A 21,331-nucleotide genomic window follows, 5' to 3' on the forward strand; every position below is an offset into this window, starting at 1 on the left:
CTCCTCACACAAAGTTTGGCTGCGGTCAATCGTGAAGCTGTCGATTCCGAATTGCGTTTACGAACTCCTTTCCTACCCATTGGGGCCTATATTCGTCAAGTTCACCTCCCTTCCGTCATTAACATTCGACTAGACATGTTATGGATCAACGAATGTCAACACTTAATATCCTGGATGATCTACTCTCATTTTAAGCCCACATGTGCGTTTAAAATATGTCATCATTTCTAGAAAGTGTGGACAATTTCAAGAAAAAGTGTATAAAATTTCAAGATATACTTTACTGAACAGTCAATAATTATACAAAAAAAATAGTTTTTATTTTTCAGCCTTTTCACCCATTTGCCAGAAAGAGTTTGCTGACCTAATCTTCCTTCACACGTAATGACCAAATCAGCATTCTCCAATTGTTATCTCAGATTCGCACTCTGCATGTCGAGTTCAATGCCAGACAATAGGGTTGCATCCATAAAAATGGCGAGTGCTAGCCCTTCACAGAACCTGCTGTAATACCTTCTATAAATTTCCTTTGGAAAATAATATAGATCACAATAATGGGTACAATGGCAATGGATACCCCTGCTGCAATAAGTGACTGATTAGAAGTGTATTCACCGAAGAAATACATCATCCCGAGCGGCAGTGTGCGATAAGCATCGTCATATACAAAGAGCAGCGGAAGTAAGAAATCGTTCCACGACCACATAAATTCAAATACCAGCAATGAGGTTAACGCAGGTATTGTCAACGGGAGCATAATATAAAGATAGGATGTGAAATGATTACAACCATCTATTTTTGAAGCATCCATTAACTCATCCGGTAAATCCTTAAAAAATGTTCGCATCATGAAGATCGCAAACGGCATGGCCAAGCCAAAACTCGGCAGGATTAGCGCCCAATAGGAATTAATCAAATCCAAACGCTGCATCGTGTAATAAAGTGGAATGACCATTGCTTGTATTGGCACCATCATCCCGAAGAGAAAGAAGAAGAACAAGATATCTCTGCCTGGGAACTTAAGCTTTCCGAAGCCAAAGCCTGCTAAAGAAGCCAGTACAATAATAAAAAACACGCGAGGAACAGCAACAATCACACTGTTAACCAAATATTTCCCCATTTTCCCTACGGTCCAAGCCTCTGAAAAGTTACCTAGAGTTAAATGTTTGGGAAATGCAAACAAGTTTGTATTTAATTCACTTACTGGCTTGAGTGCAGCTAGAAGGATCCAAGCGATCGGCATGACCGATATAAGTAGAAAGGCAAGCAAGATCAAATAGGTTAAAGTTTGCTGTACATACGAAGACGAGCTTTTAGGAGCCGTCAGTTGAATTCTGATTGTATCCTTCATCAATAAACGCCTCATTTCTAATCATTCCTTTCAGCAAAACGCATATAGACGACCGAGCAAGAGGCAATAATAAGAGCCAGCGTTATCGAAATTGCTGCTCCATAACCCACTTCATTTAAGCGAAAAGCGCTGTCAAACATATACGTAGAAATCACTTCCGATGAATGATAAGGTCCGCCTTTCGTCATCATATAAATGATATCAAACACTTTAAACGAGCCAATTAACGAATTTAAGATCAATAAAGTGATTGTGCTCTTCAATAAGGGGATTGTTACACGGACAAAAGTTTGTATAATAGATGCCCCTTCTATCTTTGCTACCTCGTAGAAGCTTTTATCAATTCCCTGCATAGCAGCCATAAAGATGACCATACAAAATCCATAATAAGTCCAGTTCCCAGCTGTTGCTAGTGCAGGCATTACGGTATGCTCATTCCCCAACCAATCTAATGCCAAACTGCTTAAGCCCATTTTTTCTAAGGTTATATTGATGAACCCAAAGCTCGGATGATAAATCCAGTTCCAAACGATACCAACTGCAACCAGAGAGATGATCGTCGGCATAAAATAAGTAACTCTGAAAATAATAGCTCCCCGAATTCCTTTGGATAGGACTAAAATAGCCAGAATTAAACCGATGAATATGGGAATCGTCACCGAACAGGCAATCCAAAATAAATTATTCCCTAACGCTTTCCAGAAAATAGGGTCATGCAGCAAACGCACATAATTATCAAACCCTACGAAATTCATGACTGGGCTAGCACCATCCCAATCAAACATACTATATTGAGCCGTCTGAATAATGGGTATAATCAGAAATAGGATATAAAAAAGCAATGCTGGTAAAATAAAAAACAATGCCTTAAATGGTTTTATTTTGGTGAGGATGCTCATATGTTCACCTCCGGTGTCTCTTCTGTTAGATAAGCATAGGGATAGTACTAGAAGCACTATCTCTATGCTTTCTTTTTCATTATGAAGGCTTAGTAGTTACCTTTTGCCTTTTCTTCTTCAAAAGCTTTTTGCTTATTCTTGACCACATCTGCGCCAGTCTTCTTCCCAGCAATCAATTCCTGCAAATCATTCATCGTAACATCATTAACCTTCTGTGGCATTAACACATCAATACTATAGGATTGACCAGCCGTTGATGCAGATAAACTAACGACTTCTTTAAAGAGAGAATTCGCATTAATCGTGTTGATATCAATTGACATTGGAGGAATAATGCTTGCCTCGTACCATGTTTTTGCGGTATCCGTCGAGTACATATAATCCAGGAATTTAACAGTTTCATCAGGATGCTTGGTGCCGGAAGAGACTGCAAACGTGCCGCCAATTCCACCTGGTGCCATGAGCGGTTGCTCCGGCTTAATGGATGGAAGCGGGAAGAAACCAACATCTTCTTTCAAGTTCTCAACCATACCGGATACCATCCAGGTACCCGTCATACGCATCGCAGCTTTACCTGTAAAAAATTCTTTATTGCCGTCTTCATAAGAAATCGCCAGTGGGCTTTTTGTTGTATAGCCGTCTGTAATCAATTTCTTGAAGATATCTAATGATTCAGCAAAAATAGGTTGATCGAAGCTTTTTTGACCATTCAAAACAGCTTCAATTCCTGTTTTTCCTGCAACCGCTGTATAGAATATACTTTCCATATGGAGCGCAGGCCATTGGTCTTTATCATCCAAAGAGATACCTACGATGCCTTTATCTTTAGCTGCTTTACAAATGGCCAGAAATTCATCATACGTTTTTGGCACGTTTACGCCTAAATCCTTGAAGATCTTTTTGTTATAGTAAACACCTAACATCTCCACTTGCGTACCAATGCCATAAATCTTTTTGTCGAACGTATTACGCTCTTGGATCCAGGCTGGGAAGCGTTTATTCCATCCTAAGCTTTCTGATTTCGCTGTCAAATCCATGAGTAAATTAGCTTTAGCCAGAACGCCCAAATAACCTGGACCTGCATCATAAGCAAACAAATCCGGTCCTTCTTTACTCAATAATGCCGGCTTAATTAATTTACGTTGATCGTCAGCTTTCATGGAAGATCTTTTGATCTTGATGTTTCCATTTTGTTTCTCAAAGTTGGCAATAATGGTATCCATAGCTTTAGATTGCGTTGTATCCGTATAATTATCCCAAAAATTAACAGTAACCGTTTCACCCTTTTTCGCATCTCCAGCGGATTTGCTTTCTTGTTTTACAGGGGCATTCGTCGTACAAGCTGACAATATCAAACTGCTCATAAGCATAATCGGGACCATTGATCGTATCCACTTTTTCATTTTTATCTCTCCCTGTCATTTTGGATTACTGCTGCAAACAACCCCGCAAAAATTGTAAAGTTTCTTGTAAAAGCTCTCTCCTTTTTTCGCCAATTCTGCATTCCATGGATAAATAGCCCTCATAGTTAAGTCTTTTCAAGGTTTGAAAAGGTGTCCGGAAATCAGTATGTGCTTTACCAGGAAGCTGCCGATTGCTGTCAGCCAGATGAAAGTAACCCAAGCTGCTGTAATCGTTTTCAATGGTGCGTGAAATATCAGCTTCTTCAATATTCATGTGAAAAAAGTCCCCTAAAACCTTAAGATGCTGACTTTCAACCTCTTTAATCAACGAGGCAGCTTGCGATACAGTATGCAGCATATGATCTTCATAACGGTTCAAAGGTTCAATTAATAGGGTCACTTCCAGCTTCTCAGCATGCTCAGCTATTTGCTTCAAGGAATCTTTTAGTGCTATGCGATCTCCTTGTTCCTCGCGCGGTAATACTTGATGAGGTAATGATTTGGAGAACATGCCGTAAGCTGCTGGCGCAATAATCCCTTGGGCTCCTAACTGTGCTGCGTATTTCAAAGATTTCTGAATATCCGATACAGCTTCTAAGCGTTTTGATTCGTCGAAGTGCCCTATCCAGTGCCGATAACCACCGCAAATAGCTGTGAGCGGAATTCCCGTTGAATCGATTGCAGCTTGCAGCTCACCGGTTAAATGATCATTCAAGGGCTGCTGGAAAAGGTTTAATTCAACTCCGTCATAGCCAATCTCTTTTGCCATAAGAAAAACTTCTTTGTAATCAGATAAACCGGTTAACTTATCTTGAATAGCAAATTTCATGTTGTTCTCTCCTACATGTTCAATTTAAAAAATTAATTCTTTGTAAAATACCCGTCAATTTTCTTTTTATTGAGTTCACGATAATGCGATGGTGAAGTACCCACGTAGGTTTTAAACAATCTTGTGAAATTCGGTATCCCATTAAAGCCTAAAGATAGCGCAATTTCGGTAATGGATAATTGACTTGTTTTTAACAACGTTTTGGCATTGTGGATTTTCATTTCACGCTGCACTTGAATGGGCGATCTACCGTACAATTCTTTGAATCGATTGCTAATGTAAGTGGGATGCATATTTAATTCTTTGGCAAATTGAGACAAGGAGAAATCCTGCTCAGGGTGTTGAATAATTTTCGCCAATATTTCCATGAAGCTGCGCGATTGAATATTGGAACCATTGCTCTCATCCATATGAATGGCACTTTCGAGAACTAAGTAAATTAACTCAAGGGCTTTCGCTTTGCGTAAAATGGTTGTAGGTAAAAATCCGGTTTGCTGCTTAAGCTCATTGTATTGCAGGAAAACCTTCTCGAACTCTTCTGAATCCTTTAACTTAAATGTGTAAGGGATTTGAAAAAGCTTAAGCACATCAATGACTCCGCCAATTTCAAACGTAAAATGTGACCATAAAAAGATCGATTCATCTGCGTTCTCCTTGAAATGATCATGTACGACATTAGGCGGGATCAGAATGACTGTACCCGGTTCAATTGAAAATAATTCATCTCCGATCCTAAGCTTGGCAAAGCCTTTCTTATGGTAGGACATGACGTAACAAGGTCGGGTGCGGTTATAGGTTTTCATCTCACGTCTGGTATGAATATCAAATTGTATAATATTAAGCACCGCATTTTGTAATAAGAGATCTAAATCCATGACACCGTCCGACACATTACCACCCCTTTTGGTTCATTCAATCCCTGTATTACGCCGTAAAGGTTACGCCTAATTTAATGCTTTGTTCGGGTGTGCGATCTACATATTGCTCATATCCATCTGCCACTTCTGAAAAAGGAATCACAGGGTCAACAATCTCTTCGCAATTGACCTGATTAGTTGCCAACAAACCCCAACAGACCTCTTGAATTCGTTTCCAGCTCCAACGTGGATAATCCGGATTGGGCTCACTGCATGCACGAGAAAACACAATTTTCGCATTATTGAAGTGTGCTTCCATCCCTAAATTTAACCCGCCTTTAAAGGGTCTGGCCCAGCCAACAAAAGCGATCGTTCCCCCATAAGCTAATCCTCGTAAGCAGGCTTGTAAAGCATGTTCGTTAGCGCTTGTCTCAATGATCACATCGACACCCAACTTGTTGGTCGCTTTTTTCAATTCCAGACCTACATCCTGTGTCAAAGGATCAAATGCTTGGTCTGCTCCTGCACGAATAGCAGCTTCTCTTCTCTTCAGGATTGGGTCTATGACGGCAACGTAGCTGGCACCGGCTAACTTAGCCATTTGTGCAGCAATTGCACCTATAGCTCCAAGGCCTGAAATAGCAACTCGATCCCCTATCTTAACTTGCCCATCTCGAATGCCGCCTAAAGCAAATTGAGCAGGGTCAAAGCAGACGGCATTTTTCCAACACATATCTTCTGGCATTTTCATTAACCGCTTCGGGTTGATGGTGTTTACCACATGCGATTCACGAATGCCGCCATAACCGCAAAGTCGTTCGCCAACCTCATACCCTTGCACCTCTGGCCCGATTTCCGTAATCCGCCCTACCCATTGATTGCCAATATTCCATTTACCAAAAGGACTCCCTACAGCCACGTCTGGATTTGGCGGCATAAAGAGTTGCCAGTCGTTATCATATATGTCTTCCATTTGGTTGCGCTCTCCGCGAAAATCAGCTAATTCAGATCCATGCTTAGGAGACGCATAGTCCACTTTAACTCTAACTTGTCCTTGTGCTAATGGAGTTTCTTCATAGTTAAGTAACTCTGCTTTGCGTGGTGCAGTTGCGACAAGCTGTTTTGGCATCTTGAAACCTCCAAGTTATTCTATATGAATTTGTGATGTATTAAAATCATTTATCAAAAATATTTTATTTTGTTATACGCTTACATCTTAATTATAAAGGGAATTGAGATTTAATATATGACTCTAATAAATAGATATTTGTCACTAATACAGGTTATTCAATTTTCACCCATTGCTCCGTATGGTGACTTTCCAGAATAGCGTCCATGACTTTCATGATCTGATCGCCTTCTTCGAAGTTGGCAAATGATCTGGCATAGGTTGATTCATTCGCCGTTCGGTTTCGAATAGCGGAATAAAAATCAATCAACATATTTTTCAAAGCATCCGGCCAACCTTCTTGATGGCCTCCAGGATAATGGGAAAGCGCTGCTGCCGATTCGGTAAGCAAACGAGGGTCTGAGAATAGCTCATGATTCGCTTGATCTCTTCGACCAATCCATAAGGAATTGGGTTGTTCTTGATTCCAAGCCAGTGTCCCTTTATCCGCTGCAATTTCAAAAAACAGCTTGTTCTTGCGACCAGCACTCACTTGAGAAATGGTAAATACACCTTGAATGCCACCTTCAAAATGGACGAGCACACTCCCATAGTCTTCTGTTTCCATGGGAATTTCCTCATAGAGGGTTTCCGAATGCGGCTTTAACCGTATAGGATGAACAACCTTCAAATCCGCAAAGACTTTGATCATTTTCCTGCCTAACACGTATTGGACCGTATCGCACCAATGTGAGCCTATATCTGCTAAAGCACGTGAAGCACCATTATATTTCGGTTCTAGTCGCCAATTGTAATCTGTATTGTTTAACAACCAATCCTGCAAAAAACCACCAAATACGAGGTTTACTTTTCCGTAAGCCTGCTTACGAAGTTGATGTTTAATTTCTGCTATTAACGGAAAATGACGATAATTGAATGCAACTCCGTTTACTCCCGTACTATTTTCAGCCAATTGTACCAGCTCTTTTGTCTGCTCACCGCTCATCCCTAACGGTTTTTCAGATAATATATGCTTACCTTCTAATAAAACCTCGCGATTAATGGAGTAATGCATATAGTTCGGCGTACAATTATGAACGGCCATGACGTCGTTGTCTTGGATGAGTTCACTTTCATTTCCATACGCTTTAGGAATCCCATATTCTTTAGCAAACTCTTCTGCTTTCTCCAAACTGCTAGCCGCAATTGCTACCACTTGTAAATAAGGAATACGCCGAATAGCTTCTATATGGGCTTTTGCTGAAAAACCTGTACCTATAATCCCGATCGTAATGACCTTCATTAGAGCTTCTCCAAAGGTTCCGATTTGCCAAATTGCAGTTGAGGTCCATCCATTGGAGCAGCCCACCGTGCGGCATTCGCAATGACCTTCATAATTTGTGGATGATGATAGGTTGGATACGTTTCGTGACCAGGCCGAAAATAAAAAATCTTCCCTTTCCCGCGCGTATACGTACATCCGCTTCTGAACACTTCCCCGCCGGCAAACCAACTAAGAAGAAGAGTGCTTTCCGGTTCTGGGACGTCAAAAAATTCCCCATACATTTCCTCTTTCTCGAGCTCGATATATTCGCCAATGCCTTCGACAATCGGATGGCATGGGTTAACTACCCATAATCGCTCTTTTTCACCAACCTGCCGCCATTTCAGATCACAAGAAGTGCCCATTAATTTTTTGAATATTTTCGAAAAATGGCCGGAATGAAGGACAATCATCCCCATACCTGCCAGAACCCGTTGATAGACCTTTTGTACAATCTCATCTCGTACTTCTTCATGCGCTTTATGCCCCCACCAAATCAAAACATCCGTCTCACTAAGAACTTCATCCGTAAGCCCATGTTCGACCTCATCTAATGTAGCCGTTCTTACATTCACACCTTCCTGTTGCAAACCTTGTGCAATCACCGTATGAATGCCTTCAGGGTAAATGGCAGCCACAGCTTCATTTGATTTTTCATGTCGATACTCATTCCAAACCACGATATTCACTGATTTATCCTCCTTCAGATGAGCTGTATTATGGACATTTTCCAAATCCACATAAATGAATAAAGCCCTTACATTTATTGTACGTAAGAGCTCGCAAATTTTATATGCCTCGAATAAATAGTGATTTGTCACTTATACAGGTAACACAAAAAAACCGATATACAATCCATGTAGGATTATTCACCGGGTTTAGGGTCTCGATTATTTAACTTCACTTTTTGTAACATCTGCACATTCGTTAACAAAGCTCTATCTCTGGAATTCCTTCCGTTCTTTCCTGAATGTCTTCAAACAGTCCGTCAGCCCGCACCTTTGTGTAGTACTCATATTGTCCGATAACCCCATAATCTCCTTGCATAACACCTGGGTAGGCTCGGTTAACGGAATAGATTTGACTTCGATGAGCGTGAAGCGCACGCCCTTTTGTTTCACGCTGATTCACTATGTTCACTTTGCCAGTTATGGGGACTGCTCCGGTTGGTGCTGAATCTGCGCAATAATCATAGTAGTGAGGAATCGATGCGAAAAACAAGGTGCAATACTGAGATGGCATCAATTTCTCCTCAGATTGAAGAACCGCTTGTTGTGTAGCTCGGGATATGGCTATATGATCTCGATGTCCAGTCACTCCGTTTGGAGGAAACGTTACGATGACTTGCGGCAGCAGCTGTACAATATGGGATTCAATTTTTGCGGCTATTTCATTGATATCCTGGTTAATCAAACTGCCATCCGCGTAATGAAGCAAATACAAGTTAGTTACGCCTATAACGTCGCAAGCCTGTGACAATTCCTGCTCCCGGAGTGTGGCGAGTTCCTTCTTGCAGGTAACTGAATACTCGCCAGACTTCCCTCCGCAACCAGAGGTTGCGCAGATCAAATGGACGTCGTGACCGTCTTCCCTATATTTTGCCATGGTGCCGGCGCAAGCGAATGACTCATCATCAGGATGGGCAAAAACGAACAACAGCCTTTTTTTCATAGGATCCCTCCACTAGACTAATCATCCATCATGAAATTTCTGATAGTGATCTAGAGCAAGAGCCATCACTCCAAATATAGGCTCCTTATTCTTGTTTTCGATTTGTCCGAATGGCGCAAAGGTGTTGAATTGGCTCGTTACATATTCCCTCACAAACGCATTGTTTTGTAGTACGCCGCCTTGCAAAATAATTTGAAAAGGTTGTCTATATAAATTTATTCGCTCAATGACGGCCTTAGCACAAGTAAATAACTGTTCGGCTGCCTGAATCATAATGGACTTAGCCACTTGATCGCCCTGCGTATGTGCTTGTGAGACGAGACTGGACAATTCAGCTACTTTTTCCACAGAATAGCTCGAGTTGTATGTCCAATTAAACAAATCCTCGGGATCTTTTAGATCCAAATAAGGTAAGATTAGCTCAGCCAGTTTGTTCGGGGCCGCCCGTCCATCCCATGTTTTCAAAATGTGAATGATCGCTTGTTTACCTATCCAATACCCGCTTCCCTCATCTCCAACTCGATGTCCCCACCCTCCTGCTCTGGCAACCACGCCTTGATCATTAACGCCATAAACGATAGATCCTGTTCCAGCAATCATTAGAATGCCTGGTTGACCATTCGTTGCTCCCAGTAATGCTGCGAAGCCGTCATTTTCAATAATTAAACGTTTGGCATGTATACGTAAATGCTGCAGCGCCTCTTCAACTAACGTTAGGATGATCCTGCGGTCATATTCGGTATCCAAACCAGCGATCCCCAAAGCCGCACAATCCGTTTCTAATTCTGTTTCGCCAACCTCTCCATTCCCTACTAATTTACCGTCCTCCAAAGCATTTCGAATCGCCTGGATAAGCTCCCTCACGGCTGCTTCTTTACCGACCCCCTGATAATTACAAGATCCTGACCTACCCTGTCCTCGAATCTGACCCTGCTCATCGAAGAAGTAGCACAGGCTTTTGGTTCCTCCGCCGTCCACAGCAAGAAGTGGAATCTTTTTTGCTGACATTATGGGTTCCCCCACTCCCTCATGACTTCATCCAAAACCTGCAGCGCAGTTCGGCTTTTATGATCCGATTCCGTTAACCATTGATCCAGAGCTAGTTGATCCTTACAACGTAGTTGAATCATTCTAATCATCTCTTGAGGGCTTGGTCCTCCTGGCAAGGAGCGTATTTGAATAAAGTTCTCAGGGTCTAAGGCTTGTGCCAATGTGACTCTATCCATTATCAAATTACGACCGATGATCTCCTTAGCTGCTTCATTGACGAGTTCCCATGTAACTTCGTTCGCTGCTAATCCTTCTAACATCGCTCTCTTTACGACTGAACTTACGATATGGTGGGAAGTTCGGAAGGAGAGTTTGTCCGTTCTAACTAAGGTATCCGCCAGTTCGGTAACGGTAGCGAAACTGCCTTCTGTCCGTTTACGAAGCACCTCTTTATTAACATCCATAGTCCCCACTACGACGGCTAGAAGTCGATAGATCTTGTCCATGAGTTCAAGAGATTTCCAGGCGTAAGGCTGCATGTCGTCTTCGGTATCAACAATATCGCCGAAAGGCGTATTATGCATCATCGCAAGCACAGAATCCGCATTGCCTACGCAGCTAGAAAGAAGGGCGCGCATATGTTCTAGAGAAACAGGATTTCGCTTTTGCGGCATGATGGAACTGATCTGAACATAAGGACTGGCTACCTTGATAGCGGCAAACTCCTGTGTACACCAGAGCAATAAATCCTGAACGACTCGACCCAGGTTGATGGCTGCAAGTTTAATAGAAGTTGCAACCTCTCCCAAATAATCCGCTCCGCCAATCGCATCATAGGAATTCTCTACAAGCTCGTCGAAGGCTAGAAGCTCTTTCACTCGGTTCCGATCAATAGGCAAACCCGACGTTGTAAGCGCAGCTGCTCCCATACTACTGCGGTTACAATTATTGTAAGCGGCCGTCATCCGACGGATGTCTCTCGTAAGCGAGTCAACAACAGCCATGATGTAGTGAGCCATGGTCGTTGGCTGCGCCTGCTGGGTATGTGTATAGCCAATCATCAACGTATGAATATGCTCTTCTGCGAATTGCAGAAGCTGCTTACGTAACTTTAAACCGGATTGCATCGTGACCAGAAGCTTCTCCCTAAGTACCATGCGGTAAATAGTAACACCCATATCATTACGGCTCTTCGCTAGATGCAAATTTCCCGCAACATTGCCCGCGTGCTGCTGCAGCTGACTTTCCACCTGAAAGAATAAATCCTCAAACTCACCCGAATAATTAGATTGGCGTAGAAGATCAAGGTCAAGATGTACAATAGCATTTGCAATCTGGCTTGCCTCATCTTGTGAAATCAACTGCTGCTCCTTCAACATAATCAAATGAGCTTTATTAATGGCCATCATGGCATCCAATAGATGCTGTTTGGCTTCATTGTAAGCAGGTTCTAGAACAGCTTCTGTATATGTTTTACCAGGAAATGCTTTACCTTCAACTTCCATAATCGACTCACGATTTCCCATTCAACTATTCACCTCCGTCTTTCATTACTGGTTTCTGTAACCAGCTTTCAAGTAATTGATGTAAGTTAGTAACTGCTTCTGCAATAATCCATTCCCCTGCTTCTAATGATGTCTGCCCAACATGCCCCGTGTAGCCATCCCAACCTGCTGGACTACCTTCCACTAATACATAAGGCAGATTCGAAAGTGAATGATTTGCTGTTAGGTCTACATCACTGTCAATTACGTGAACCAAATCCGGTCGAAATGCTTTGACAACCGACATTTCATAGGGGCCTCCATGGCCTCTGCCAGTTGTTCCTGTAAAAATTCCAGCTTCTTTGGCACTTTGCGTTGATACCATTTGCCACCAGTTCACTAATAGAACACTAGCGTCCTTATAGGTTGCTGTAATAGCTTCTGCTACTGTTCTGGAAACACCTATATTCCCATCATGCGCGTTTAACAACAGTACATTTCGGATACCCATCTGACAAATCCCGTCAACAATTTCATATAAATAATCGGTGATGACAGACGGACTCACGGAGATTGTTCCTGGATAATGACGGGTCTTTCCAGGACAAGCTGTATAAGGGATGACGGGATAAATGAGCGGTTTCAAATCAGGATGGAGACGTTCAGCGAAACCATTCGCTAGAATGACATCCGTACCGAGAGGTGAATGCGGACCGTGATATTCGATGGATCCGAGCGGTACCACTGCAAATCGGACTTCTTTTAATACAGTCTGTAAATCGCGACCGTGTACTTCCCTAATATCCATGGGCTTGATTCCCCCGTTTGTTAAATCGGGAGGCCCCATCAGGCCTCCCTCTGCAGTTATTCCTATTGCTTTAAGCTGATCATGTTCACGAAGAGTCGAATAGAACCAGGGACAAGGTTCGGAATTTCACGATACCATACAAGTGAACTGTAGGTGTAGGTTCCCTTACCGTATTTAGCGCTTAGGAACGTTCCGGTAAATTCCTTCTCCCCTGCATCGCCGTTCGATATCAGCTGCGTGTACTCTTTGCCCCACTCAGACGGGTTGTAAGCCGAACGATCTTGAATCCAATTGTTCCAATCTGCATCTGTAATCTTATTAGGAGTCGTAAAGATCGGATGATCAGGTGCTAGCATCGTTACTTTGGAATTCTCATCCGTGACACGCCATTGAATTAACGGTTCACCAATTTTTATCGGATAAGGAGCAAGCTCAGGTTTCCATTTATCTTCCGGCTTATGATATTGAACGACTAGATTGCCGCCGTTTTCCACATAAGAGAGAAGTCTTTGATTGCTCGAAAGCAGTTCTGGACGGAAACCATATGCCCGTATGCCCAATACAATCGTGTCATATTGAGATAAGTCAGCGGATTGGATCGCTTTGTCATCGAGTTTCGTTACGTTCACGCCAAATTGGGTTAAGTACTGATCAATATTGTCGAATCCACTGGATACATATCCCACTTTCAGACCTGTAGGCACCTTCAAATCAAAGGCCTGAATCTTTAATTCTGCTGGCTGAAGCAAGTAGGTTTTGCCGATATGTGGATAGTCGATAATTTGTACATTTTCCTTACTGGTAACATTACCGCTTGTTGCTACCGCTGTTACCGTATATTTGCCAACTGCTGTTCCAGCAGGAGCTTTGACTTGGAACGTAACCGGCTTTGTTTCACCTTTTGCAGCGAAATTTATTTCTTGAGATGCAGGTGTTACATTCCAATCCTTAGGGACGTTCAAGGAAATGGACGTTTTGGCAGCTCCTGGCGAGTAGTTGCGAACCGTAACCTTGACCGGAAGAGGCTCTTCGGTCTTTAATGTGTTAAGTACTGTAGCCTCAGGGCTCAACGACATAGCAAAAGCCGGGAGCACAGCCACTTGATTCGATGGGGTAACACGTATTTTTCCAGAAACACCATTTAACTGATACAAGACATCTGCACTTACTACAGATGGTTGATACACCTGGAACTCTACAGCATCCCTAGGGACTTGAACCTCATAAGTGGCAGAAACCGTCTGATTGTAGCTAAGTTGGTCAAATTTTGTGTTTCCGACTGCTTTTGTCGTCCACCCCTCAGGCACATTCAGCCCGAGCCCAACGTTCTTCAGGTTGGTCTTGCCGCCATTGTAAGCAGAAACTACCATTTTGACCGTTTGACCTGCAACGATTTCGCCAGTTTCCGGTTTTAACTTCACAACCAACGACGATGCTTCCATACCTGCTTTATTCAGCTGAGCATCCTTCACATGAAGGCGATAAAGCAAATCGGTCTTGACGCTTGCATCTAATGTCGATGCATTCACATCGCTCAAGGCCGTTTCTACATCCGCCTTCATTTCTTGTACCTCTCGCGCCACGTCAGAGAAAACAGGGTATGCTTTAATGACTTCTTCCGCATCCTTATGGAGGGCTCGTAAATCTTTGATCACTTTGTTATCTTTGCCCTTCGCTTCTATCTCTTTGGCCAAATCATCAAAGGAGAATGCAATGCCGTCGAAGAAATCATTCTCTTTTTCGGATTTAACCGATGAATTTAATTTGTAATAGTTGAAGCTTGAACCTTCATCAACATGTCTTCCCATCCCTTGACTCTTATGCATAAAACGGGATTCTTCTCCCAATTGGACATAAGAAGCGCCGTAAATTTCGTCGTAATCTCCTACAGGTACAGCCACGTTGTAATCCTTATCATTGGCAGGAAGGTATAGCTTCTTTATTTGCCAAGGCTGCAGGCCATTTTTCAAATGTTCTGGAAACACCTCAGGGTTAGCCGCATCCTTGAATGCACGAACGGTTATGACGTTAATGGCCCGATGATGACCATGTGTCGATTCTTCGTTGAGGAAAGAAGGAATGACTACGTCAGGCCGCAACTCCCGGATTTTCCGAATAAGTCTTTCATAGACCACCGAATCTCCCCACTTCTGCAGTGTTTCATCGGGGCTTTTTGAAAAACCGAAGTCAAATATAGGATCATTAATTTGCTCGCTTAACATACCCAAAGTGACATTCGTGATTTTGGAAGCTTCCTGCAGTTCGCGTGTTCGTATAATGCCTAGCGCATTACCTAGTTCACTGCCGATCTCATTCTGGCCTCCTTCCCCACGGTTTGCAATGACACTTAACGTATTAACCCCTCTTCCTAATGAAAGATAGGCAAGCATAGCGCTGTGTTCATCGTCAGGGTGAGCTCCTGTGTTCATAGCGCTCGCGATGGTCGTGAGAGGTTTAATCGATTTCCAGAGATCAACTACGCCTCTGTCAGCGCTGACCGGCTGCGCCATGCTAGGAAACAGCAAGGTACCTAATACGGCAACGCTAGTGACACTCGTAAACACTTTCCTCCATGTAGCTTTCTTCACTTTTACTCCTCCTTATAACACCTCTGAGAGTTGAGCGGGAATAACCAATTTCCCGCTAGTATCAAGCAGCGGTCTTGAACCCTCCCGCAGAATGATCATCCTTTACACAGCTGTACCCGCTTTGTCACCGGTCAATTTTTTAGAAATAAAGAGAACAATGATGATGAGGATGATCTGAAGTACGCCATAGGCGCAAGCGGTTCCGAATTCAAATGCATACATTCTTTGGAAAATTTCCACCGAAATCGGGGCTGTTTTAGATGTAAACAACAGAATCGATGATACGAACTCACCAATGCCTGTTACGAAGGCCAATAAAGTTCCCGCTAGAATCCCGCTAAGCGACAAGGGGAAAACGATTCGACGAAAGCTATACCACCACGAAGCTCCTAGATTACGGGCTGCCTCTTCGATTGAAGGATCCATCTGCATAAGCGTAGCCGACGTTGAACGGAACACAAGCGGTAGATGACGCACAAAGTAGGCTAGCGGCAAGATCCAGAAAGTTCCCACAAGAACTTGACCAAAACTGTAGGCAGACGGAGTACTGAAAGCAGTAATTAAATTAATCCCTACTACCGTTCCTGGTAATGCCCAAGGGAGCATAATAAACACATCAAGCAATGTCTTCCCTTTAAATTTCAGTCGAACGATCGCATAGGCAGCAGCCACACCGAATATCACATTGCCAACCGTTGCAACAAAGCTCATTTTGAAGCTGTTAGCAATAGGACGCCATGTTTTGCTGTCAGTAAACAATTCCACATAATGACTAAATGTATATTCTGGCGGCAGTATTTGTGTCGTCCATGTACCATCCGTGGAAAAGGATATGAGAATCAATACCAGAATAGGCAGGAGCAGAATGATGACGCCTATCGTGGAGAGGACCATAGCTGTATATTTCCCCCATGCACTCTTGACCTCTGTCCGATGTACACTAACTCCTTTGCTCAAGTTCTGGTAATTTCTCAAGCCCTGATACCAACGCATAATAATGAGAAATAGGATGGAAACAATGGATAATAAGGTAGATTGCGTAGCTGCCATATCCAAATTTCCGTTTGTTCGGGACAAATAAATTTGCATCGTCATCGTTCTGTCGATTCCGAAGATGAGAGGAGCCGTATAAGAAGCCATGGCAATCATGAAGACAAGCAAGGACGAAGCCACGATAGCTGGGGTGAGCATGGGTAATATGATTCTCCGCCAGATATAAAGACGTCCGGCTCCAAGACTTGCAGCTGCTTCCTCCAGTGAGGGGTCGAGCCCCTTGATCGCAGCGGAAGCGGTCATATAGAAATAGGTGTACATCGTAAAGGTATGAACCATGAGAACGCCCCATACACCTTTTAGCGAGAACGGCACGTGGTCCATCTCAAACCAAAGCTTGAGCGTCCGCGGAATAATACCGCTTTCTCCATATAGAAAAGTAAATGAAAGCACACCTACCAGCGGTGGCAGCGCCATCGGCACCATGGCAAGCACAGTCAGCGCTTTGCGGCCTGGAAACTCATAGCGTTCCAATAGGAAAGCCATGGTGACTCCGACAATCGCGCATGTCACTACACTTAGTACAGAGATATATACACTGGTCCAGAGGGCTTCCAAATTGGCGGTATGCTCCAAGCTGAAGAACCGCGCATAATTTTTAAAAGTAAGATTACCTTCCATTTGAATGCTCTGAATGAAGGTCTGATACAGCGGAAAGAGCACATAGCCCAGCAGTATCAGAAACAAGGGAGCGATTAATACATATACGAAATGAGGCGAAGCAGTGATGGATGGTCGTTTGATCACTGGTTGATGAGATTCTGGTTTCTTGAAGGTCATATTCTCATCCTCCGCCTATTCTAGAAAGTAAATGCTTTCCTTTGGTATATGCAACGCGAGTGCATCGTCACGCTGTCGTACTTGGTGACCTTGATTGACGAACATCGCTTTCAGGGGCTTATTGGATACGTCCGTCAAATAATTGACATTCACCCCGGTGAATTCTGCGATGACAACTTTAGCTAGGAATGTGTTCTCCGATAGTGAAGATTCTGGTTGTGCCTCGCGTACTGCCTCAGGACGGATAGACAGAGTGGTTTGTGCGCCCACTGCCAAGTGACGATTAGGTGCCGAATGACTCACCAACCCGCATAGAACAAGATCGGGTGAAACTCTTACAAAGACCTGATCTCCTTCTATTCGCTCCACGGTTCCGTTCCACAGATTAGACTCACCAATAAAAGAAGCGACAAAACGATTAATAGGTCGGTTGTAGATTTCCTCCGGCTTTCCAACCTGCTGTACAACGCCGCCCTGCATGACCATAATCCGATCCGACATCGCCATGGCCTCAGCTTGATCATGCGTCACGTAAATGGTTGTAATGCCTGATTCAAGCTGCAGCCTTTTAATCTCCAAGCGTGTTTCTTCCCGCAGTTTGGCATCTAAGTTGGATAAAGGCTCATCTAGAAGTAAAATATTCGGCTCAATAACAAGTGCTCTGGCTAGTGCAACACGCTGCTGCTGACCGCCTGATAATTGGTCAATACGCCGATTTCCGTAACCCTGTAAGTGTACTTGCTGTAAGGCGCGTTCTACCCTTCGGAGACGTTCTTCTTTCGGTCGTTTTCTAACTTGAAGACCAAAGGCCACATTCTCAAATACCGTCAGATGGGGAAATAAAGCATAGTTCTGAAACACCATTCCCGTATTGCGCTTGTGGGGCGGCACTGTCGTTACATCTTGATTGCCAAATACGATACGCCCAGAGGTTGGATAGTAAAAACCGGCAATCATTCTCAAAGTTGTTGTTTTTCCGCATCCGCTAGGACCAAGGAAAGTAAAGAATTCACCGGGCTTAATCCGAATATGCACATCCTGAACACCCGATACTTTCCCAAATTGCTTGGTTACATGTTCTAGAGCGACTTCGATCACGTACAGTACCCCCCTTACTTTGAGTTCGGGTAAAGGAGCTATCTCTACCCGAACGGATATTTCGCTTATTTCCCGCCTTTACCTTTAATGCTCTCATCCCAATACTGCATCCAATCTTTCTCTTTTTCAGCCATGACGGTCCAGTCGAGATTCATTGGTTTAAGTTCAATGCCTTTCAACCAAGCTGGAAGTGAGTCTTTGCTAATATCCGTACGTGTAGGAATTTGGAACAATTTATCGGCAAGCTCTATACGAAGCTTTGAGTCGAAAAGAAATTCATAAAATTTCTTCGCAGCTTCTTTGCTTTTGGCATTTTTCACCATTCCTACGCCGTCAACTAGGATAGGTGCCCCGCTAGCTGGATAAATAAAATCAAACGGCTGATTTTTCAAATGCTTCTGAATCATAATGTCCTGCAAATTCCAGAGCGAAAGTGTTCCTTCTTCACGGGCTAATTTTAAGTAAAGGTTAGTAGGATCCTGCGCATATTCCTTTGTATTGGCATCCAGCTTCTTCAGCCAGTCATACCCTTTTTTAGGATCAGCGGCACCTTCTTTGAAAATCATAGCGGAATAAATCGTTCTCATCGTTCCCGATGCAAGTACGCCTCGGATAATGATTTTACCTTTATATTTAGGATCAAGAAGTGCGTCCCAATCTTTAGGTGCATCCTCCTGCTTAAGTGCTTTGGAGTTGTACATGATCACTTCGGGCAGCAGCATTTCACCATACCAACGATCCTTAGCATCTTTATACAAAGCTGGTATGCTATCTGCGAAACTTGGCTTAAAGCTTTCCAAGAGATCTTCGTTCGCCGCAGTCATCAGACCGGATTGAGTACCCCCCCACCAAAAATCTGCTTGAGGGTTAGCCTTCTCTCCCCGCACACGCTCCAGAATCTGCTGCGCACCCATCGTTAAGACCTCGACCTCAACTTCCGGATGCTTCGCATTGAATTTTGGAATAATTTCATCGACAACACTTTTATCCCTAGCTGTATAAATAACAAGTTTTTGCTTCTCTGCAGGTTTGGGTGCCTCCGTAGCTACAGGTTTATCTGAAGGCTTCACCGTGGGTATTGGACTAGCATTTCCAGAGCTCGGCGCGGAGCCTCCGCAAGCTGTAATCACAACCATCATAATGCTCACAAGAGTGCCTACGAGTATTCTGGACACATTCCCCTTACTTGCTTTCATTCACATAACCTCCCGAAAGGTATATTTTGTTGGAATTTACTACGGGGAAAGCTTCTAGGACACTATGAATCGCCCCGATGATGCCCGCTTTGTAACCTAAAGCCGCCAACTTGATTTGGGGTACGTATGGAACCCATTCCGTCAGCATACCTTGGATCTTCTCAACACCGCTTTCCTCGATGTCAATCATCTCCCCGCTTAAAATCAACAATTCAGGATCAAGTATACTGACCATATTTGCGATTCCGTAGGCCCAATGTCTGTAGATGTCATTTAATAATCGCCCTGCCTCTACGTGGCCATCTTCCGTATGACGAATTAGTTGTTTAATCACACCCGGCTCTTCCACAAAGGAAGGCAGCACTTTTCTAGCTTTTTCTTGGATGACTGGAACGGAATAATTCCTTTCAAAAACGCCATATTCACCCCGGTTAAGCTTCTTTGCCTGCCCCACCATCATATATCCGATCTCTCCGGATGCTTCACGCGAGCCTCTATAAAATTGGCCATCTAGGATGATTCCCGCGCCGATTCCCGTCCCTACATACATATAGACCTGATTCTTAACTCCGTTGCCGACACCCTTATGAAACTCCCCTAATGTCATCAAATTAACGTCATTATCAATGACAACAGGTAGACCTAATCGCTCTTCGATCTCCTGTTTGACCGGTAACCCCATCCAACCTGTGCTTGGCGCATAACTCACGGTTCCATCGCGACGCTGTGTAATTCCGGGTAAGCCTAAGCCAACACCTAGTAAACGAGATTTCTCGAACCCACTCTGGCTAAGCAACGTCTGTAAACCCAATTCCAGACAACGAATGGCCATATCGCCATTCGTTGGTTGTTGCAAGCGAAAGTTGTAATCAACTAACAAATCTCCACTTAGATCAGCGATAGACATATACAGCGTACTACCTTCAAAAATCGCTCCAACTACGCCATAAGCTTGAAAATTATACTCAAGCAGGATCGGCTTCCTTCCGCCTTTGGACTCACCTACACCAACTTCGTGGATAAGCCCTTCCTTCATCATTTCATCTACCAGCGCAGATACGCATGGACGGCTTAGCTCCGTTAGCTTCGCTAAATCTGCTCTGGAAACCCGCTTATTTTCCCGAAGCTTACGCAGGATCTCTTGTCTGTTCAATTGTTTCACGAGCTTGCTATTTCCAGTTTGGTTGCGACCAAGCACCTTGTTCACCCCCTTTGATAGTTAGAATGACTAACAAAGTTTTCTAATACGATACTTATTATGGATTTATCGAATTAAGTACAACTTCAATAAAAAAGTGAGATTGTAATCACCTATCCGCGCATGAATGGAAAAAAGGACTGCCATAAGGCAGCCCCTCTGAATTTGAAACCCTATTTCTAAAAAAACGTAATAAATCAATAACAAAAATTATATTCTGCCAGCAAAATAACAGGTAAAGGAGAGATATTAACATGAAAAAATGGTTGTCACTATTACTAATTCTTGCAACCATGATGTTGAGTGCGTGTTCTATATTAGAAGGAGCAAATAACTCGATAGACTATGTAAATCAAGCTACGCAACACATAAATAAACTAAGTAATTTTGCCGAACAAGCACCGCAAATGATGAAAGATGCTGCTTTGAATCCGGAAACGAAACAGGAACTTGAAAATCAATTAAACGAATTAAAAACGGAAATAGAACAATTTAATCTGAAAAGTGTTCCTACGATTGCAAAGGATATTCATCAACAATTGGTAGACAAAAATGAAGTACTGTTACAAGAGATAAATAAAGTGGTAGAGAACGGTCATTTGGCACTTGATAAACTTCAAAATTCTCAAATCTTAACGACAATCAATGATGTAACAGGTTTAATCAATCGAATTAAAAATTTAGGCTCGTAAGT

Annotated in this window: 18 protein-coding genes; 1 reads left to right on the forward strand and 17 read right to left on the reverse strand. The window is 43.2% G+C overall.

The genetic code is table 11. The annotated features are described in order from the left end of the window. Positions 1–484: 484 nt before the first annotated feature. From AC58U0_RS29600 to AC58U0_RS29680, 17 genes are all read right to left on the reverse strand, one after another. Positions 485–1,351 carry a carbohydrate ABC transporter permease gene (locus tag AC58U0_RS29600; protein WP_497382427.1) on the reverse strand — a complete coding sequence of 289 codons (867 nt, stop codon included), beginning with the start codon at positions 1,349–1,351 and terminating at the stop codon, positions 485–487. Between the two features lie 17 nt (positions 1,352–1,368). Continuing rightward, on the reverse strand, positions 1,369–2,250 hold the full coding sequence (locus tag AC58U0_RS29605; protein WP_497382428.1) for a carbohydrate ABC transporter permease: 882 nt from the start codon (positions 2,248–2,250) through the stop codon (positions 1,369–1,371). 89 nt (positions 2,251–2,339) lie between these two features. Further along, a complete protein-coding gene (locus AC58U0_RS29610; RefSeq protein ID WP_497382429.1) occupies positions 2,340–3,653 on the reverse strand; it encodes an ABC transporter substrate-binding protein in 1,314 nt (437 codons plus the stop codon). Between the two features lie 25 nt (positions 3,654–3,678). After that, positions 3,679–4,482 carry a sugar phosphate isomerase/epimerase family protein gene (locus AC58U0_RS29615; protein WP_497382430.1) on the reverse strand — a complete coding sequence of 268 codons (804 nt, stop codon included), beginning with the start codon at positions 4,480–4,482 and terminating at the stop codon, positions 3,679–3,681. A 32-nt stretch (positions 4,483–4,514) separates the two neighbouring features. Next, positions 4,515–5,372 (reverse strand): helix-turn-helix domain-containing protein, encoded by an 858-nt coding sequence (locus AC58U0_RS29620; protein WP_497382431.1) that lies wholly within the window; start codon positions 5,370–5,372, stop codon positions 4,515–4,517. 34 nt (positions 5,373–5,406) lie between these two features. Further along, on the reverse strand, positions 5,407–6,468 hold the full coding sequence (locus tag AC58U0_RS29625; protein WP_497382432.1) for a zinc-dependent alcohol dehydrogenase: 1,062 nt from the start codon (positions 6,466–6,468) through the stop codon (positions 5,407–5,409). 154 nt (positions 6,469–6,622) lie between these two features. Further along, complete coding sequence (locus AC58U0_RS29630) at positions 6,623–7,750, reverse strand: Gfo/Idh/MocA family protein (RefSeq protein ID WP_497382433.1); 1,128 nt, start codon at positions 7,748–7,750, stop codon at positions 6,623–6,625. Further along, positions 7,750–8,460, reverse strand: coding sequence for a ThuA domain-containing protein (locus tag AC58U0_RS29635; protein WP_497382434.1), 711 nt, complete (start codon positions 8,458–8,460; stop codon positions 7,750–7,752). The genes AC58U0_RS29630 and AC58U0_RS29635 overlap by 1 nt, the downstream gene beginning before the upstream one ends. A gap of 238 nt (positions 8,461–8,698) precedes the next feature. Further along, complete coding sequence (locus AC58U0_RS29640) at positions 8,699–9,442, reverse strand: PIG-L deacetylase family protein (RefSeq protein WP_497382435.1); 744 nt, start codon at positions 9,440–9,442, stop codon at positions 8,699–8,701. A 21-nt stretch (positions 9,443–9,463) separates the two neighbouring features. Continuing rightward, the gene (locus tag AC58U0_RS29645) at positions 9,464–10,450 is read right to left on the reverse strand and encodes an N-acetylglucosamine kinase (RefSeq protein WP_497382437.1); all 987 of its coding nucleotides are present in this window, start codon (positions 10,448–10,450) and stop codon (positions 9,464–9,466) included. Then, positions 10,450–11,958, reverse strand: a complete 1,509-nt coding sequence (gene argH, locus AC58U0_RS29650; protein WP_497382438.1) for an argininosuccinate lyase — start codon at positions 11,956–11,958, stop codon at positions 10,450–10,452. The genes AC58U0_RS29645 and argH overlap by 1 nt, the downstream gene beginning before the upstream one ends. A 4-nt stretch (positions 11,959–11,962) precedes the next feature. Further along, a complete protein-coding gene (locus AC58U0_RS29655) occupies positions 11,963–12,724 on the reverse strand; it encodes a creatininase family protein (RefSeq protein ID WP_497382439.1) in 762 nt (253 codons plus the stop codon). Positions 12,725–12,786: 62 nt separating this feature from the next. Further along, positions 12,787–15,234 (reverse strand): NEW3 domain-containing protein, encoded by a 2,448-nt coding sequence (locus AC58U0_RS29660; protein WP_497382469.1) that lies wholly within the window; start codon positions 15,232–15,234, stop codon positions 12,787–12,789. 180 nt (positions 15,235–15,414) lie between these two features. Then, positions 15,415–17,145 carry an ABC transporter permease gene (locus AC58U0_RS29665; protein WP_497382440.1) on the reverse strand — a complete coding sequence of 577 codons (1,731 nt, stop codon included), beginning with the start codon at positions 17,143–17,145 and terminating at the stop codon, positions 15,415–15,417. Positions 17,146–17,160: 15 nt separating this feature from the next. Continuing rightward, on the reverse strand, positions 17,161–18,243 hold the full coding sequence (locus tag AC58U0_RS29670; protein WP_497382441.1) for an ABC transporter ATP-binding protein: 1,083 nt from the start codon (positions 18,241–18,243) through the stop codon (positions 17,161–17,163). Between the two features lie 65 nt (positions 18,244–18,308). Next, positions 18,309–19,439, reverse strand: a complete 1,131-nt coding sequence (locus AC58U0_RS29675; protein ID WP_497382442.1) for an extracellular solute-binding protein — start codon at positions 19,437–19,439, stop codon at positions 18,309–18,311. Further along, positions 19,426–20,637: an ROK family transcriptional regulator gene (locus AC58U0_RS29680; protein ID WP_497382443.1), complete on the reverse strand. Its 1,212-nt coding sequence runs from the start codon at positions 20,635–20,637 to the stop codon at positions 19,426–19,428. Before AC58U0_RS29680 ends, AC58U0_RS29675 begins: the two co-directional genes overlap by 14 nt. A gap of 254 nt (positions 20,638–20,891) precedes the next feature. On the opposite strand from AC58U0_RS29680, the gene AC58U0_RS29685 reads away from it, so the two are divergent. After that, the gene (locus tag AC58U0_RS29685) at positions 20,892–21,329 is read left to right on the forward strand and encodes a DUF6376 family protein (RefSeq protein ID WP_497382444.1); all 438 of its coding nucleotides are present in this window, start codon (positions 20,892–20,894) and stop codon (positions 21,327–21,329) included. Positions 21,330–21,331: the final 2 nt, after the last annotated feature.

The organism is Paenibacillus sp. J31P190 (assembly GCF_059692075.1).

What these genes read in the sequence shown, in the direction of transcription:
- AC58U0_RS29600 (WP_497382427.1), bottom strand. Translation starts at nt 1,351, where the DNA reads ATGAAGGATACAATCAGAATTCAACTGACGGCTCCTAAAAGCTCGTCT.
- AC58U0_RS29605 (WP_497382428.1), bottom strand. Translation starts at nt 2,250, where the DNA reads ATGAGCATCCTCACCAAAATAAAACCATTTAAGGCATTGTTTTTTATT.
- AC58U0_RS29610 (WP_497382429.1), bottom strand. Translation starts at nt 3,653, where the DNA reads ATGAAAAAGTGGATACGATCAATGGTCCCGATTATGCTTATGAGCAGT.
- AC58U0_RS29615 (WP_497382430.1), bottom strand. Translation starts at nt 4,482, where the DNA reads ATGAAATTTGCTATTCAAGATAAGTTAACCGGTTTATCTGATTACAAA.
- AC58U0_RS29625 (WP_497382432.1), bottom strand. Translation starts at nt 6,468, where the DNA reads ATGCCAAAACAGCTTGTCGCAACTGCACCACGCAAAGCAGAGTTACTT.
- AC58U0_RS29630 (WP_497382433.1), bottom strand. Translation starts at nt 7,750, where the DNA reads ATGAAGGTCATTACGATCGGGATTATAGGTACAGGTTTTTCAGCAAAA.
- AC58U0_RS29640 (WP_497382435.1), bottom strand. Translation starts at nt 9,442, where the DNA reads ATGAAAAAAAGGCTGTTGTTCGTTTTTGCCCATCCTGATGATGAGTCA.
- AC58U0_RS29645 (WP_497382437.1), bottom strand. Translation starts at nt 10,450, where the DNA reads ATGTCAGCAAAAAAGATTCCACTTCTTGCTGTGGACGGCGGAGGAACC.
- argH (WP_497382438.1), bottom strand. Translation starts at nt 11,958, where the DNA reads ATGGGAAATCGTGAGTCGATTATGGAAGTTGAAGGTAAAGCATTTCCT.
- AC58U0_RS29655 (WP_497382439.1), bottom strand. Translation starts at nt 12,724, where the DNA reads ATGGATATTAGGGAAGTACACGGTCGCGATTTACAGACTGTATTAAAA.
- AC58U0_RS29660 (WP_497382469.1), bottom strand. Translation starts at nt 15,234, where the DNA reads ATGGCGCAGCCGGTCAGCGCTGACAGAGGCGTAGTTGATCTCTGGAAA.
- AC58U0_RS29665 (WP_497382440.1), bottom strand. Translation starts at nt 17,145, where the DNA reads ATGACCTTCAAGAAACCAGAATCTCATCAACCAGTGATCAAACGACCA.
- AC58U0_RS29675 (WP_497382442.1), bottom strand. Translation starts at nt 19,439, where the DNA reads ATGAAAGCAAGTAAGGGGAATGTGTCCAGAATACTCGTAGGCACTCTT.
- AC58U0_RS29685 (WP_497382444.1), top strand. Translation starts at nt 20,892, where the DNA reads ATGAAAAAATGGTTGTCACTATTACTAATTCTTGCAACCATGATGTTG.